The sequence below is a fragment of the Gammaproteobacteria bacterium genome (genome assembly GCA_011682695.1).
GTDB lineage: Bacteria > Actinomycetota > Acidimicrobiia > Spongiisociales > UBA4744 > BMS3Bbin01.
The window spans coordinates 24,751-39,496 of record JAACED010000016.1 but is presented as its reverse complement, the minus strand read 5'-3'; the positions used below and the strand labels follow the sequence as shown (position 1 = coordinate 39,496).

Below are 14,746 nucleotides of genomic sequence, written 5' to 3'. Positions count from 1 at the left end.
ATGGCAAACCCGACACCGATCCCCTCGACCGGCGTGCGAGGAACCGCCACGATTGTGTCCACCGACTGCACGATGGAGTCGGCGACCACAAGCGACGCGCTCTCGGCAAAGTGCTCTCTGAACGATCTGGTCGATCCGGGAAGCGAGGTCCCGCTCCCACCGATCGGAGCGGCCGGAGCGGTCGTCGTCGTGGTAGACGTCGGGGCGGTCGTCGTCGTAGACGAAGTCGCATCGTCGAGACCGACGGTAACCGTCACATCGTCGATGAAGATGGCAGCCGAATCGTCGCCGTTCTTCTCACTGAAGCGGATCACCGTCCACTCGCTGATATACGCGCTGATATCGATTTGCTCATATTGGATCGCGGCGTCCTCCCGTTTCAGCTGGTAGTTCCGAAGCGTGACCCAGTTGAGCCCGTCATTCGACGAAATGGAGACCTTCAGATGGCCGAACTTACCTGCAACCCTGCGGTACGAGAAGCTCAGACTGGCCGTATCCCAGCCCGAGAGGTCGGCGTAGCGCATCGCACCGTACGACTCGTCTGCTCCCCCGATCCTCAGGCAGTAGCCGGCTCGACAGTGTGGGTCGTCGACCACGGCGACGTGGCCGGTCGCCGGACCGTCGAATTCAGGAAACTCGATCCAGAAGCCCTGCCAAGGCAGTGTCCCGTCAGCGCCGCTGTACGAAACGGCATTGAGGCTGTCACTCAGCGTCTCCTCGTTGCTCGCCAACGCAGGCGTTGCAGCCTGACAAATGACCAGGAGGAGGAGGAGGAGCAGCAGCAGAACGGCCGACCCGATCCGTCTCATCCGGTCACCACCGAGGTGACAGCGGGATCGAAGAGATCAGGGCCGAACATCTCCGAGACGGGCTTGGGCAGGGTCATGACGAACGTCGTCCATCCTTCGCGTTCCTCGAAGCTGACATCACCACCCATGCTTCTGGCCAGTGATCGGGCGATCGTGAGCCCGAGTCCAACACTGCCCGCGAGGAGAGCTTCGCGACCGTCGTGGGCAAATCGATCAAAGAGGCGGTTCTTGATGTCGTCGGAAATACCGGGACCGTCGTCCATGACCCGACAGAGCACCATCCCTGCCTTCTCCTCCCCTTCGACACGGATGTGCGGCCCACCGTGCTTGACAGCATTCGCGATGAGATTGCGGAGCACCTGCCGAACCCTGAGCCGGTCGGCTCTCACCTCGATGTTCCGGAGCGACACCGTCACTGATCGCCCGTCCTTGATGAAAGGCCGCGTCACAGTCTCGACTTCGTCGGCGAGTGTCAGATCCTCGATCGCGAACGTGATCGCTCCCGCACCGATCCGTGCGGCAACGAGAACATCCTCGACCATCCGGGACAACTCTGTCGCTTCGGACCCAATGAGACCGACCAGCTCCTCCATCTCGACGTTGCCACGGCACATCTCGCCCAAGACCTGCGTGAAACCGACGATACCGGTGAGCGGTGTGCGCAACTCATGTGACAGCCCGGCGATGAACTGGTCCTTCGCCTCATTCAGTTCGTTCGCCGCTTGAAGCTCGAGCTGCATCCTCATACGGCGCTCACGCACCTGCCGGCGGACGATCCACCAGTAGACGACAAGTGCCGAGCCCGGCAGTAGGAACATGCCCAGAAACGAGATGATCGACGATGCCCTCGCACTCGCCTGCTGCGAGTTGGCGATCTGGCCGAGGGTCTCGTCCTGCGCTTCGGTGAGTTCCACGCTGAGGATCTGGTATGAGTCCTCCATGTGGGTCTGATTGAACTCGGCCGCCTCAACGATCTCGCCGCTCCGTAGCATGCTCAACAGAGACCGACTGTCCGCTACGTATGCGACGAGGTTCTGTCTTGGCGCTGCGATCTCGCCAGACGCGCGACTGATCAACGATTCGAGCGCTGCGACGTTCTTCTCGGCTTCACCGAGAGCGCGGTCGACCGCTTCGGCGCTCGCGACCCCCTCGCTGCCGTCGACGGCGAAGAAGACCGCTTGACCGTTCGACGCGCGGGCGATCGAGACTGCACCGAGCGTCGCGTTGGTCCAATGCAGCGACTCGGCGTTCGCTGCAACTCGCTGTGTCGTCGCCGAGGAGGCGTACCACGTTGCGAGCACGAGAATCACAGCGCCGACCAGAATCCCCAACGCCGCGTTGATCGACCGACGAGGCCTACCGTCAGCGCTATCTGTCGGCTCTACACGCATGTCATTCCTTCGGCAGCATCGCAGGTCTTCTGAATGTCGAAATGGGACGGATCCACCCTCATCCGCAGCCCCGAGTGACGCAGTACAACGAACGTGGTGTAGGTCCTCCACGAGCATGACCCGCCTAGTGGCAGTTTGGAATACGAGGCCGCGTTTCGCCAAGAGCCGGCAGCAGGCGATCGAGTGTCGCCCTGTTCACGGCACACAACCTCTCGAGCTTCTACTTCGACCAAGCCGTCGCAGTTCTCCAGGACAACTTCGACATCGACGCGCTCCCCCGGACTCAATCTTGCCGGACACCTGGCCATCCGCGCGAGGGTGGCCGCGGCGCGAGGCGGCATCGACGATGGCGAGGACCTGTTCGAGCAGGTGCGACGCATCGCCGACAACGAGACGGGTCGGCAGCTCACCACGCAGATCGTTCAAGGCGGGTCGGCGATGATCGGTCTCATGTCGGGACGCCTCGCTGAAGCCGCCGCTGGGTTCTTGAAGACCTTCGTGAGCGACCCGGTGCAGAATCTGGAGTATCTGGCGCGCGGTGCTCTTGAGCCGCGATTTCGACGGCGGCTGTCACGACAGCCTGGGTCGTGACCGGCTGAGCAGTCCGCCATCGATTCGGCCCGCGGTCACACGCTCATCTCATTCTTGGGTGACTTGGCGATGCCCGCCGTTTCTGGCTGCGGGAGCCTGCGAACGGAGTATCTGCCGAGCCCGGGCTATTCCCCTTGCCGGCCAACAGGTCTTCAGGATGTCCTGTTGTCGTTAGTCGTTGATTGTGATAGTTTACGGTGCAGTGGAAAACCTCGAAGTCATTTGCTAGGTTTTGGGTCCAGGGAGGAGGGGTATGCGGGGATTCGCCGTCGCGGCGTTGCTGGGGCTCTGCGTCGCCTGTTCCTACACCGTCGAAACCCCGCCACCGTCGTCGACTGTCACGCCGTCAAGCCTCTCGTCCACGACCACCGCTCCCCCATCGACCACGTCCACGACGACTCCCCCATCGACAACGACCACCACCGCGCCGGTCGATGGGCCACCGAGTGTCGACATGGTCCCGGCCGGGTACGAGATCGAGGATTTCATCCCGCTCGTCGAGGGCTACTTCGCGGTCCGCAACTGGGCGTTGGAGCACCCCGACCAGGTGGCCGAGGACATCCTGGCGACCGTGATCGAGCCGGGCGGGCAGCGTCGAGATGCGTGACACCCTCGCCGAGATCCAGGATCTGCTCGACCAGGACGCCCACTACGAGGGTCTGACCGAGACGTTTGTGTTGGTGGAGGCCGACTTTGCTCGAACTGAGATTGATCCCGGCGCGCCGCCGACGGACGTAAGCATCACTGTTGAATACGGAGGCTCCCGTGTCGTTACCGGCCAAACCTCGGTCCTGATTTCGGACACCCTCCGGCGAGCACCCTGGACGCTCACCTTCGACCTCGCCGACAACGGCTCGTGGCTGATCTCCGAGGTGCTCCGCAATCCCTTCGATCACGCTCCTGCGAGCCCATGAGACTGCGACGTCACCTTCCAAGCCTCGTCGCCGGCACCATGGCCTTTGTGCTCTTCCTGGGGTCCACCCCACTCGCGAGAGCAGGGAACGGACGCTGCGATTGGTTGGGCGACCCCGAGCTGATCGCCCGGTGCGAAGCCGGCGGGGGCTCACCGGGCCGCGGCCGCATCCCCCAGGAGTGGCTCGACTACGGCAAGGGATGGAAGGTCCAGAAGGTGCTCACCTGCCCCGACGGCAGCCCCCAGGTACTGCGACTGCTGTACTGGCTCGACGGCGAGTTGTGGAACAGCAAAGTCCGCGCCACCGATTTCGGCTGGCGCTTCGGTCAGGGAGACCTCGTCCCCAACGCACCCCGCCGCTCGGACGGAAGCCCCGCCATCTTCGCCGCCGACAACCTCGTCCCCGACGTCGCCTCTCGACGGCATCGACCTGAGCGAAGAGATCCGCAGACGCGCCCCGTCCGGAGAGACCGCCACGAGTCCGATCACCGAAGGTCTCACCGGCCTCGACACGTGGCTCTGGTACGAGGGCGGCACCGAGATCCCTCCGTTCACGCTCACCTTCACCGATCCGGGATCCGGCATCACGATGGAGATCGAGGCGTGGGCAGTCCTCGAGGCGTTCGTCTGGGACATGGGGGACGGAACCATCGCCACATCTGCCGTGCCGGGCAGTGCCGACGACCTCCCTCACAGCGCGGCGGCCACGCATCGCTACGAGCGCAAGGGCGACTACACGATCACGTTCACGGCCGCATGGAACGGCACGTATCGCTGGCGGCAACTCCCCGGCGGAGCATGGTCCACCCCGATTCCGTTCGCCGACAATCCGGCGCTGATCGCCACGAGCTTCACATATCCTGTCTCCGAAGTTCGGGCCGTCCTGTCACCGTAACGCACCGGCACTCTCGGTTATTTATCGCCAACCATCGCCAGAGGACGTTTTCTGTCACACCCGGCTGGTACGTTGCGGGTATGGACGTACTGGATGAAGTAACAGCCGACGGTCTAGAACAGGAACTTGCCGGCCTGGAGCTGCTCATCGGCCGGGCTCGTGCCCGTCAATTGACGTTGCTGGCCGAGGTGGATCGCCGCCAGATTCCGTTGGGTGACGGGTGTCGAAGCATGGACGAATGGGTGTCGAGCCGCCTGGACGTGGCCCCGGAGACTGCGTCGGCGCTCACACGCACCACAAGGAGCCTCACCGATGCCCCCGAAGTCAACGATGCTCTGCGTGCCGGTCGCGTATCGTTCGATCGGGCCGTCGAGCTGTGCAGGTACGCTGCGACCGGAGCAGACGATCCTGTCGAATCCGCACGGCACCTCGACATCGCCGGTCTGCGTCGAGCCGTCGCCCATCGCAGGCGACTCATGCGCCGTCAAGAAGCAGCCACGTTCACCGACCGCTACCTGGCCATGCAACCGAACCTCGACGAAACCTCATGGCATCTGTGGGGGATCCTCGCTGGTGTCGACGGCCGGATCGTCGAAGAGGCGCTCGTGCATCGGGCCGACCGGTTCCCTGCCCTCCCCGACAGAACCAGACCCACCCTCGGACAACGCAACGCGGACGCCCTGGTCGCTCTCGCCACCGACTCACTCGACGCAACGACGACAACCGGAACCGGTGCCCCACTGCTGAGCATCTTCGTCGACGTCGAGGACGCAGCAAGAACCGGAGCCGAGACGGGAGTGTGCCTCGACACCGGAATCCGCATCGGACCCGAGTCTCTCGCCGAAGCGCTCTGCACCGGTTCGATCGAAACGATCACGGTCACCGGCGGACGAGCCATGGCGGTAGGACGCAGAACCAGAGTCGTCTCCCCCACACTCCGTAGAGCAGTCCTGCATCGCGACCACGGATCCTGTACGGCCGATGGATGTACGAGCCGGTACCGACTCCAACCCCACCACATCAACCCCTTCTCCCAGGGCGGCCGAACCGACCCGGACAACCTCACCACGCTCTGCTGGTACCACCACCACGTCGTCATCCACGGCATGGGCTACACCATCGACCGCAACAGCCCGCCGGAAAGACTCCGTTTCCGCAAACCGTGCGGCGGGCCCGACCCTCCCTGACCGGGTCCAACCGACCAGGTCCACCCTGACCGATTCGACGTCGAAGCACCACAGATCATCCGCTCTGGGCGGACAGAGCGGCGCGCCCAGGCTGGGCTCACGTCCCGCCGAACTCGTTCACAAGCGCCGCGTACCGGTCGAGTCGAGGCAGCACCTCGTCGGCGGATCTCGGGGGGATGCCGAACACAACACGGGAGATCCCGGCATCGGCGTAGCGCTCGATGATCCCCGGCTCGGGCTTCGGTCCACTCACACTCAGCTCGATCGGATGTCGGCCCGCGGCAGCGGCCGCCTCCTGGAGTGCGTCGATCTTGTCGAACATATCGTGGCGGCCTGCGATAGGCATCCAGCCATCGCAGAACTCGACGATGTCACCGAACGTACGCGGGCCTGCGGCGCCACCGAGGATGATCGGCGGGTGGGGCTTCTGGACCGGCTTCGGCCATGACCAGCTTGGCTCGAAACGAACGTACTCACCGTCGAACGAGGCGACCTCCTGGGTCCACAGCTCCTTCATCGCCAGGATCTTCTCTCGCAGAATCGCTCTTCGCTCGAGATAGGCGACACCGTGATCGGCCATCTCCTCCTTGTTCCAGCCGTACCCGATCCCGAACAGCACCCTGCCGCCCGAGATCGTGTCCAGTGACGCGACCTGCTTCGCCAGCCAGATCGGATCCCGCTGGGCGACCAGGGTGATCCCGGTGCCGAGCTGCAACGTCGTGGTCACCGCGGCTGCGGCGGCGAGGGCCACGAACTGGTCATGTGTTCGGGCGTAGTACCCCGGCAGCGGTGGTGCATCCTTGACGCCTCCCCACGGGGTGCGACGACTCACCGGAATGTGGCTGTGCTCCGGGAACCACAGCGACTCGAAACCGCGGGCCTCCACTTCCCTGGCGAGTTCGACCGGCTGGATCGCCTGATCGGTAGGAAACATCACGATGCCGAACTTCACGAAGAACCTCCATGACAACAGTCGCCGTGCAGCCTAAACGCTCGCGAGCTGCCTCAGTCGTGTCGTTCCAGGAACTCGGCCAGCACCCGCGTGTACGCCACAGGTTCGTTCAGATAGGTGAAGTGCCCCGTCTTGTGAAACGTGTAGGTCTCTGCATTCGGATAGGTGCGTCGGAGCATCTCCCGCAGCTCGCGCGATACGAGAGGGTCGTTGTCGGATTCGATGATCAGCACCGGCATCGGGGGTTCCACCGGGTCGAACCGGTCGATCACACATTGGTACCGCGTCAGGAACTGCGCCTTGGACATCACCCCGCGCGACTGCTCGTACAGGTAGGCGCGCACCAGAGGTGAGCCGCCGGCCGCCGGAACGGCGCCTGAGGCGACGCGCTTGCGGAACACCCCCATGACGAGTCTCTCCGGCAGGTACGCCGAGACGGCTGCCGTCCGGGCATTCTCGGCGGAGATGATGTCATTCGGTGGGAACGTATTGGCGAACACCGCACGATCGATCCGGTCCGCGTCGTGAGCAACGAGGTATTGCGCCAAGTACCCGCCCAGGGATGTCCCCACGACACTGAACCGGTCGATGCGCTCGGCGTCCAGAATCGCGAGAAGGCCGCGACGAAGCCCGGCAAGGGTCGCAACGTCGGGATAGGTGACCGACACGACATGAAACCGGCCGGCGAACGCTTCGAGTTGCTGCCACCAGATGTCGTAGGCGCCACCCATTCCATGCAGAAACAGAATCGTCTGATCGCCTGCGCCAAACGAGACGTATTGCCAGACGTGGTCGTCGATGCGCAACCGGCGCACCTTACGGTCTCGACGAAATCCGAACAGCGACTCGCGAACGTCCTCTTCCACATATGCATAGAGATCTTGCTTCATATCCGTACGTCCCTTCGGGCAAACAGTGGCACTGCAGCTACAACCAGCACAACGAAGATTGCTGCGAGAACTCCGAAGTCACCCCAGGACAGGCCCTTCTCGAGAGGTGTGTGAGCCGAGTAGTAGTAGAACGGCGAGAGTTTCTGAGACCACAGCGGCCAGTTCGCAAGCGGACCGATCGACTGGACGAGGAAAGTGGCCAGGGCAACGGCGGCAACAACACCGAGACTCAGACCCCGGTTACCGGTCGCGGCACCAAGCGTGAGGGCGAGCGCTCCGAACCCGAGACCGAGCATCACCGCCTGGAGGGTGGCGGCGGCCAGATGTGCCATGGAGATCTCCATCCCAACCGCCAAAACTCCGACCGTGGCCCCGACGTAGATCGCCGCGCCAAGCAGCATGACCAGTACCAGCATCGCGAGCGCCTTCTGCACCACCACCGACGTCCGCGAAACCGGGTTGGAGAGCAGCAGATCCATCGTTCTGGCTTCCTCTTCGCCTGCAATCGCGCGGGCACCGGTCCCTGCCGCGAGGATCAGCAGCAGCAGCGGCACGATCCAGCCGAACGCCTCCACGGTCAAGTACCCGACAGGCGAGAACACCGACTGCCCAGCGCTCATACCGATCATGGCAAGCACTTCGGGGGGATAGGCTGCGAGGAGCTTGTCGTACGAGTCCTGCAGGCCTGGATCATTGAAGACCGACCAGACAACGACGATCAGCAGCATGTATGCGGCCGAACCCGAGAGCCACCAGAGCATGGCCTTGCGGCGGTCCCGCATCGTCTTGGTGAACACGTTACGCAGCATCGCTGTCACCCCGGAAGTACCCGAGGAAGAGCTCTTCGAGATCTGCCTCATGACTGATGATGTTGGTAAGTTCGAACTCGGCGGCCGTCTTGATGAGGCGATCGACGGATCCCACCACCCGGCACGATACGACGCCGTCATCGACGGACACATCCTCGACGTTCGGCAAAGCGGTGAATCGCTCCGACGGAACAGGACCGGAGAAGTGCAACTCGATACGTCGTGGAGCCCGCGCCTTGAGTGAGTCCAAACTCTCCACGACAACGAGATCGCCATCACGAATGATGCCGACCCGGTCGGCGATACGCTCGACCTCCGAGAGCGTGTGCGAGGACAGGAACACCGTGCGTCCTTCCCGACGCGCCTCGCGGATCATCCGGTAGAACTCCTGCTGCATGAGCGGATCGAGGCCGCCGGTCGGCTCGTCCAAGATGAGAAGTCTCGGTTGGTGCATGAATGCCTGCACCAGCCCGACTTTCTGTTTGTTCCCGGACGACAGGTCGCCGACCCTACGGGTCATGTCGAGCTCGAGCCGCGCCGCGAACTCCTTGGCGCCACCCAATCCGCGCAACCCCCTGAGATTGGCGAGATACGTGAGCAGGTCCTTGACGGTCATGTCCTCATAGAGGGCGAACTCACCTGGCAGATAGCCGATCGCCCGTCGTGTCTTCACCGACCGGGTGTCGTGTCCGAGAACTTCGACTTTCCCTCTCGTCGGATGGAGAAGACCGAGAAGAAGCCGGATCGTCGTGGTCTTTCCGGCGCCGTTGGGCCCCAGATAGCCGAACACCTCTCCCTCGACGATCTCGAGGCTGAGATCGACGATGCCGCGCTCCTTCCGATAGTACTTCGTGAGCCTCTCGGTTCGGATCACAGCCGACATCCAGGTCCTCTCGTCCCACTCGATCTTAGGGGCTCCTGGACGACCGACCATCACGCTTTCAGCCGCCCACTTCTTCGATCCGCCTGGTTCGGTCTCCTTTGAGAAGGCGGGATCGGGCGCGATCGGCGAGCAACTTCCCGTTCGTCTGGCACGTGGCGCAGTAGTTGGTCTCGTTGCTTGTGTACACGATCCGCTGCACGGGTGAACCGCACACGGGGCACGGCTCTCCGTGCTTTCCGTGGACCGCCATCTCCGGTCTGAAGGCCGTGACCTTCTCCGGCCAGCCCTCCCCCACTTCTCTTCGGAGACGGTCCGTCCAATCGATCAGCACGGCCCGAGTGGCGTCGAAGAGTGCAACGATCGCGGCGCTGTCCAGCCGTTCGGTGAGCTGCAGCGGCGAGAGACGCGCCCTGTGCAGGATCTCGTCCGAATACGCATTCCCGATCCCACTGAAGGTTCTCGGGTCGGTGAGGGCACGTTTCAGCGTCCGGTTCTGACGAACGAGTGCTGCGGAGAACTCCTCGAGCGTCATCGTGAGTGGTTCCAGACCGCCAGGATCGATCGTGGCGATCTCCTCCTCCCCGCGAAGCAGATGGAGCGAAGCTCGCTTCCTCCGAGATGCCTCGGTGAAGACCAGTGTGCCACCGGGAAAGTCGAAAGCGGCCAGGCCTACCTTCTTCGGAATTGCAGCCCCCGGGCTTCTCCATCGCAGCCGACCGGCGACCATCAGATGGATCACGACGAACAGGTCATCTTCCAGCTGCCAAACGATTCGCTTGCCGATCCGGCGCAGCCCTTGGACATGACGACCTTCGATTTCGCCGATCGGCGGGTCGTACGTCCGTAGCACCGATGGTGAGACCACTCTGACGTGCTCCAGCTGTGCTCCGAGAATGCGACGCTCGAGAGCCTCCACGTAGATGACGATGTCGGGCAGTTCGGGCACACGTCAAGAGTAGGTGGCCGTCGGCAGCATGGACTCTCGGGAGCATGCAGCGTGGATCGAGTAGTCGCAGAGAGCCGGCGATCACCTGGATCCGCTCGGAAACGAACCGCATGGGTGTCGGAGAGCAAAGAGGGCGGGCCATGATGGCCCGCCCTCTTTGAGAAACAGTCTCTCAGGAATCGTTTCTCTTCTCGAACTCTTCTTCGAAGGAGACGATCTTGCGTCGGGGCCGGTCACCGCTGCTTGGCTCCGCACCGCGGTCGTCACCACGGTCCCGATCTCCACCACGACCACGATCACGATCTCCACCACGACCACGATCACGATCTCCACCACGACCACGATCACGATCTCCACCACGGCCACGATCACGATCTCCGCCACGGCCACGATCGCCGCCGCGACCACGATCTCCACCACGGTCGTCACGACGCTCATTGCCACGGTCGCTGCCATGGCGTTCTGCGCCCAGTTTGGCATCCGGCTTCGGCTCGATCTCGGCGGCGAGGTCCAGATTGACCTTCCCCATCCGGTCGACTTCACGCACGATGACCTTCACCTTGTCTCCCAGCGCCACGTAGTCCTCGACACGGTCGACACGACGGTTCGCGTCGATCTTGGAGATGTGGAGCAGGCCGTCACGACCGGGAAGGATGTTGATGAACGCACCGAACTTGGTGATGTTCACGACTTCACCGTCGTATTCCTTGCCAACCTCGGCTTCGGGTGGGAACGCCATCTGGAGGACCCGCTCCTTGGCGGCCGCAAGGGAGTCACCGTCGGGAGAACCGATGCGAACGATGCCTTCGGCTCCGTCCTCCTCGATCTCGATCGACGCTCCCGTTTCTTCTTCGAGTTCACGGATGTGCTTGCCCTTCGGACCGATGATCTCACCGATCTTGTCCTTGGGGATTCGCACGGCCTCGATCCTCGGGGCCCACTCGTTGAGTTCCGTCCGCGGACCTTCGATTGCGGCCCGCATCGTGTCCAGGATCGCCAGACGAGCGTCCTTTGCCTGCTGGAGGGCACCCGTGAGCACCTCGGATGGCAGCCCTTCGATCTTCGTGTCCATCTGCAACGCAGTGATCACATCGGCGGTTCCCGCGACCTTGAAGTCCATGTCGCCGAGTGCATCTTCTGCACCGATGATGTCGGTGAGCGTGACGAACTTACCGTCGACCGAGATCAGACCCATCGCGATGCCCGCGACAGGCTCAGAGATCGGCACACCGGCGTCCATGAGCGACAGACTCGAAGAACAGACCGACGCCATCGACGTCGAACCGTTGGACGACAGCACCTCGGAGACGAGACGCAGTGCATACGGGAATTCATCACTCGTCGGCACGACGGGAAGCACCGCCTTCTCGGCAAGAGCACCGTGGCCGATCTCGCGACGCTTCGGGCCACGCATGAATCCTGCCTCGCCGACCGAGAACGGCGGGAAGTTGTAGTGGTGCATGAACCGTTTGCTCTCCTCGATGGCGAGCGTGTCGAGCATCTGCTCCATCTTGAGCATCCCGAGCGTGGTGATGTTCAACACCTGGGTCTCGCCACGTTCAAACAGGCCGGAGCCGTGTGTGCGAGGTATCAGTCCGACTTCCGCATGCAGCGGACGTATCTCGGTCGGACTGCGTCCGTCCATGCGGACACCTTCGTCGACGACCCGCTGACGCATCAACGTCTTCTCGACCTTCTTCAGCGCCTTCTTCGCCATGGCCAGGTCTTCCTCGTCCAAGCCGAGCTCGGCGATGACCTCTTCCGCGACGCGACTCTCTGCATCACTCCGCTCGTGCTTTCCGGCAATGCGGATCACCTCGGCGAGCTTCGGCGTGGCCACGGCCTCGACCCGTGCGTACAGCTCGTCGCTGTAATCGACGGCGGTCGGCCATTCGATCTCGGGGACGTCAACCTGCTCGACGAGTTGTAGCTGAAGGTCGATGATTTCCGCGATCGGCGCCTTGGCCTCTTCGAGGCCCTGTGCGACCGTCGCCTCGTCCGAAGGCTGTTGACCCTCGGCGATGAGACGCAGGCCGTTCTCGGTGGCACCCGCCTCCACCATCATGATGTCGACTTCCCCCTGGTCGTTGCGTCGACCGGCGACCGTCAACTCGAACACGCATCCTTCGAGATCCTGGTAGGTCGGGTTGACGATCCATTGACCGTCCTTGAGTCCGAGCATGACTCCACCAATGGGACCCATGAACGGGATGCCGCTGATCATCAACGCTGCGGATGCTCCGTTGAGCGAGATGATGTCGTATGGGTTCTCCCCGTCGATAGACAGGATCGTCGAAACGACCTGTGTCTCACAGCGAAAACCATCGGCGAACGACGGCCGCAACGGGCGATCGATGAGCCGGCAGGTCAAGATCGCCTGCTCGGTAGGACGGCCTTCACGACGGAAGAACGATCCGGGGATCTTTCCCGCTGCGTACATGCGCTCTTCTACATCGACGGTGAGGGGAAAGAAGTCGATTCCCTCCCGAAGGCGTTGGTTGGCGGTGGCGGTGACCAGAACGGCGGTGTCGCCAGTCTGTATGGTCACCGAACCGTTTGCTTGACCAGCGAGTTTGCCGGTTCCGATGACGACCTCGCGGCCGCCTACTGACCCGCGTACGGTGATTTCTGACACGCGTGTCTCCCTTTCCGGGGAAGCGGGCCAATTACCAGTTGACGGCCCTCTTGCACAGGGTTGACAACTGACAACTGGACACACATCCCCACTTGTCGTCTTTATCCCAATTATGGGATCCGGAGAAACCGTCCCCGACCGGCCGTTCGGCTCTCGAACGGAGAGGGAGCGACGGATGCCGCTCTCTCCAAATCTACCGTCGCAGCCCCAGGCGTGCGATCAGTGTGCGGTATCGCTCCACATCCTGCCTTCGCAGGTAGTTGAGCAGCCGGCGTCGCTGGCCCACCATCATCAGGAGGCCTCTGCGGCCGTGATGATCGCGTTTGTGCTCACGCAGATGCTCGGTCAAATGGTTGATACGTTCGGTGAGCAGCGCGACCTGAACCTCGGGGGAACCGGTGTCGCTGTCATGCTGACCGTACTCTTCGATAATGGTTTTGGTGTCCTTCATTCACACACGCGCACAGATAGGGGGTACGAGGAACGGACGGGAGTGTAACACCTTCGCCGGGCACCGGAACAATCAGGAGCCACGGTCAACCTCCCAACAGCGCTTCCGCCTCGACCTCCACCTTCCATCCGGGGTCGAGGAGGCCGCCGACGACCACCATCGTTGCCACGGGTGCCGCAGCACCGAACAGCTCGGCATGCGCCCTGCCCACCTCGTCGGCGTCGGCGGGGTCGGTCAGGAACATCCGCGTACGCACGACGTCTGCCGCTGTCGCACCCGCTGCTTCCAGCGACGCGATGATGATCACTCCGCAGCGGCGCATCTGCTCGTACGCGGTGGATGCCATCGGCTCGCCCTCGGGAGGAATCGGCGCGGTGCCTGCGATCAGCACCCTGTCGCCGATTCTGATGGCACGGGAGAATCCGTACGCGGGCTCGTACGGGGAGCTGGAATGGAAGCGTTCTCTCATGATTCCTCCAACATCGCCCTTGCCTTGGCAACGTCCAGCTCGATCTGAGTGACGAGTTCGTCCGCGCCGGCGAACTGTTGCTCATCCCGAATGCGACCAACGAACTGCAGCGTCATCGGCTCGCCGTAGAGGGTCGGAGCCACATCAAGGAGGTGCGCCTCCACAACGCGCCCCGCTCCTTCGAACGTCGGACGCACACCGATGTTGGCAACAGCGGGATGCGTCCTCTTCCGGACAGTTGCCCACACGGCGTAGACCCCGTCTGCCGGGATGAGCAGTTCTTTGGGAATGTCGAGATTCGCCGTCGGATAGCCGAGGCCAATCCCCCGCCCGTCACCGACGGTAACCGTGCCCGGTAACTCGAACAGCCTGCCCAATGCATTAGCCGCAGCTTCCACCTCACCTCGGTTCAGCATTCTGCGAATGGCAGTGGAGGACAGCGTCGCACCATCTCCGCGGAGCAGATCGACCGCATCGACCTCGAACCCGAATCGGGCACCTGCAGATCGCAGTGTGTCCACACCTCCCGAGCGATCCACCCCAAAACGGAAATTCGACCCGACGACCACGAGCCTGGCATGCAGGGCATCGACCAGAACCCGGCGGATGAACTCTTCCGGGCGCATCTGTCGGATCTGATCGAACGGGAGCACTCCTGCAACGTCCACACCGAGACTCTCGAGGATGTCGAGACGACGTTCCATTGTCGTGAGCATCTTCGGCGCTCTCGTCGGCTCGAGAACCGCCACGGGATGGCAATCGAAGGTGAGGACGACCCTGCGACGTGCGCCGAGCGATACCCCCATGGTCTCGAGATCTGCGATGACTCTCTGATGGCCCCGATGCACACCGTCGTAGACGCCGATCGTCACCGCGGAACCCCTCGAAGGCAACGACCACTGCACCGGATCGCCGTACAGGACCT

General features: G+C 63.0%; 18 protein-coding genes. 5 read left to right on the top strand and 13 right to left on the bottom strand.

What is annotated here, in order from left to right; all coding sequences use genetic code 11:
• Together GWP04_05060 and GWP04_05055 are read right to left on the bottom strand one after the other, a co-directional pair.
• Positions 1–809 (bottom strand): hypothetical protein (locus GWP04_05060; protein NIA24920.1); only part of this gene is annotated, 809 nt, incomplete at its 3' end.
• Complete coding sequence (locus tag GWP04_05055) at positions 806–2,200, bottom strand: hypothetical protein (GenBank protein NIA24919.1); 1,395 nt, start codon at positions 2,198–2,200, stop codon at positions 806–808. The genes GWP04_05055 and GWP04_05060, both read right to left, overlap by 4 nt.
• 318 nt (positions 2,201–2,518) lie before the next feature.
• On the opposite strand from GWP04_05055, the gene GWP04_05050 reads away from it, so the two are divergent.
• Positions 2,519–2,791: a hypothetical protein gene (locus tag GWP04_05050; GenBank protein NIA24918.1), complete on the top strand. Its 273-nt coding sequence runs from the start codon at positions 2,519–2,521 to the stop codon at positions 2,789–2,791.
• Between the two features lie 303 nt (positions 2,792–3,094).
• On the opposite strand, the gene GWP04_05045 is transcribed toward GWP04_05050, so the two are convergent.
• On the bottom strand, positions 3,095–3,247 hold the full coding sequence (locus GWP04_05045; protein ID NIA24917.1) for a hypothetical protein: 153 nt from the start codon (positions 3,245–3,247) through the stop codon (positions 3,095–3,097).
• On the opposite strand from GWP04_05045, the gene GWP04_05040 reads away from it, so the two are divergent.
• Both GWP04_05040 and GWP04_05035 read left to right on the top strand, forming a co-directional pair.
• Positions 3,246–3,398 (top strand): hypothetical protein, encoded by a 153-nt coding sequence (locus tag GWP04_05040; GenBank protein ID NIA24916.1) that lies wholly within the window; start codon positions 3,246–3,248, stop codon positions 3,396–3,398. The genes GWP04_05045 and GWP04_05040 overlap by 2 nt on opposite strands.
• Positions 3,391–3,705, top strand: a complete 315-nt coding sequence (locus tag GWP04_05035) for a hypothetical protein (GenBank protein ID NIA24915.1) — start codon at positions 3,391–3,393, stop codon at positions 3,703–3,705. Before GWP04_05040 ends, GWP04_05035 begins: the two co-directional genes overlap by 8 nt.
• A 149-nt stretch (positions 3,706–3,854) precedes the next feature.
• On the opposite strand, the gene GWP04_05030 is transcribed toward GWP04_05035, so the two are convergent.
• On the bottom strand, positions 3,855–4,259 hold the full coding sequence (locus tag GWP04_05030; protein ID NIA24914.1) for a hypothetical protein: 405 nt from the start codon (positions 4,257–4,259) through the stop codon (positions 3,855–3,857).
• Between the two features lie 34 nt (positions 4,260–4,293).
• On the opposite strand from GWP04_05030, the gene GWP04_05025 reads away from it, so the two are divergent.
• Both GWP04_05025 and GWP04_05020 read left to right on the top strand, forming a co-directional pair.
• On the top strand, positions 4,294–4,599 hold the full coding sequence (locus GWP04_05025; protein ID NIA24913.1) for a PKD domain-containing protein: 306 nt from the start codon (positions 4,294–4,296) through the stop codon (positions 4,597–4,599).
• 80 nt (positions 4,600–4,679) lie between these two features.
• Positions 4,680–5,786 carry a DUF222 domain-containing protein gene (locus GWP04_05020; protein NIA24912.1) on the top strand — a complete coding sequence of 369 codons (1,107 nt, stop codon included), beginning with the start codon at positions 4,680–4,682 and terminating at the stop codon, positions 5,784–5,786.
• Positions 5,787–5,883: 97 nt separating this feature from the next.
• Here GWP04_05020 and GWP04_05015 read toward each other — a convergent pair whose 3' ends face one another.
• The 9 genes from GWP04_05015 to GWP04_04975 all read right to left on the bottom strand — a co-directional run bounded on the left by GWP04_05015 (position 5,884) and on the right by GWP04_04975 (position 14,726).
• The gene (locus GWP04_05015; protein NIA24911.1) at positions 5,884–6,738 is read right to left on the bottom strand and encodes a TIGR03619 family F420-dependent LLM class oxidoreductase; all 855 of its coding nucleotides are present in this window, start codon (positions 6,736–6,738) and stop codon (positions 5,884–5,886) included.
• Between the two features lie 53 nt (positions 6,739–6,791).
• Entirely contained in the window at positions 6,792–7,628 is an 837-nt protein-coding gene (locus GWP04_05010) for an alpha/beta fold hydrolase (GenBank protein ID NIA24910.1), read from the bottom strand.
• Positions 7,625–8,437 (bottom strand): ABC transporter permease subunit, encoded by an 813-nt coding sequence (locus tag GWP04_05005; GenBank protein ID NIA24909.1) that lies wholly within the window; start codon positions 8,435–8,437, stop codon positions 7,625–7,627. The genes GWP04_05010 and GWP04_05005 overlap by 4 nt, the downstream gene beginning before the upstream one ends.
• On the bottom strand, positions 8,427–9,320 hold the full coding sequence (locus GWP04_05000; GenBank protein ID NIA24908.1) for an ATP-binding cassette domain-containing protein: 894 nt from the start codon (positions 9,318–9,320) through the stop codon (positions 8,427–8,429). Before GWP04_05000 ends, GWP04_05005 begins: the two co-directional genes overlap by 11 nt.
• A gap of 58 nt (positions 9,321–9,378) precedes the next feature.
• Entirely contained in the window at positions 9,379–10,266 is an 888-nt protein-coding gene (locus GWP04_04995; GenBank protein ID NIA24907.1) for a formamidopyrimidine-DNA glycosylase, read from the bottom strand.
• A 172-nt stretch (positions 10,267–10,438) separates the two neighbouring features.
• On the bottom strand, positions 10,439–12,901 hold the full coding sequence (locus GWP04_04990; protein ID NIA24906.1) for a polyribonucleotide nucleotidyltransferase: 2,463 nt from the start codon (positions 12,899–12,901) through the stop codon (positions 10,439–10,441).
• Positions 12,902–13,094: 193 nt separating this feature from the next.
• On the bottom strand, positions 13,095–13,352 hold the full coding sequence (rpsO, locus tag GWP04_04985; GenBank protein NIA24905.1) for a 30S ribosomal protein S15: 258 nt from the start codon (positions 13,350–13,352) through the stop codon (positions 13,095–13,097).
• Between the two features lie 85 nt (positions 13,353–13,437).
• Positions 13,438–13,821 carry a RidA family protein gene (locus tag GWP04_04980; protein NIA24904.1) on the bottom strand — a complete coding sequence of 128 codons (384 nt, stop codon included), beginning with the start codon at positions 13,819–13,821 and terminating at the stop codon, positions 13,438–13,440.
• Complete coding sequence (locus GWP04_04975; GenBank protein NIA24903.1) at positions 13,818–14,726, bottom strand: bifunctional riboflavin kinase/FAD synthetase; 909 nt, start codon at positions 14,724–14,726, stop codon at positions 13,818–13,820. The genes GWP04_04980 and GWP04_04975 overlap by 4 nt, the downstream gene beginning before the upstream one ends.
• Positions 14,727–14,746: the final 20 nt, after the last annotated feature.

What these genes read in the sequence shown, in the direction of transcription:
- GWP04_05000 (NIA24908.1), bottom strand. Translation starts at nt 9,320, where the DNA reads ATGTCGGCTGTGATCCGAACCGAGAGGCTCACGAAGTACTATCGGAAG.
- GWP04_04980 (NIA24904.1), bottom strand. Translation starts at nt 13,821, where the DNA reads ATGAGAGAACGCTTCCATTCCAGCTCCCCGTACGAGCCCGCGTACGGA.
- GWP04_05045 (NIA24917.1), bottom strand. Translation starts at nt 3,247, where the DNA reads ATGTCGACACTCGGTGGCCCATCGACCGGCGCGGTGGTGGTCGTTGTC.
- rpsO (NIA24905.1), bottom strand. Translation starts at nt 13,352, where the DNA reads ATGAAGGACACCAAAACCATTATCGAAGAGTACGGTCAGCATGACAGC.
- GWP04_05040 (NIA24916.1), top strand. Translation starts at nt 3,246, where the DNA reads ATGGTCCCGGCCGGGTACGAGATCGAGGATTTCATCCCGCTCGTCGAG.
- GWP04_05055 (NIA24919.1), bottom strand. Translation starts at nt 2,200, where the DNA reads ATGCGTGTAGAGCCGACAGATAGCGCTGACGGTAGGCCTCGTCGGTCG.
- GWP04_05005 (NIA24909.1), bottom strand. Translation starts at nt 8,437, where the DNA reads ATGCTGCGTAACGTGTTCACCAAGACGATGCGGGACCGCCGCAAGGCC.
- GWP04_05025 (NIA24913.1), top strand. Translation starts at nt 4,294, where the DNA reads ATGGAGATCGAGGCGTGGGCAGTCCTCGAGGCGTTCGTCTGGGACATG.
- GWP04_05010 (NIA24910.1), bottom strand. Translation starts at nt 7,628, where the DNA reads ATGAAGCAAGATCTCTATGCATATGTGGAAGAGGACGTTCGCGAGTCG.
- GWP04_05035 (NIA24915.1), top strand. Translation starts at nt 3,391, where the DNA reads ATGCGTGACACCCTCGCCGAGATCCAGGATCTGCTCGACCAGGACGCC.
- GWP04_05020 (NIA24912.1), top strand. Translation starts at nt 4,680, where the DNA reads ATGGACGTACTGGATGAAGTAACAGCCGACGGTCTAGAACAGGAACTT.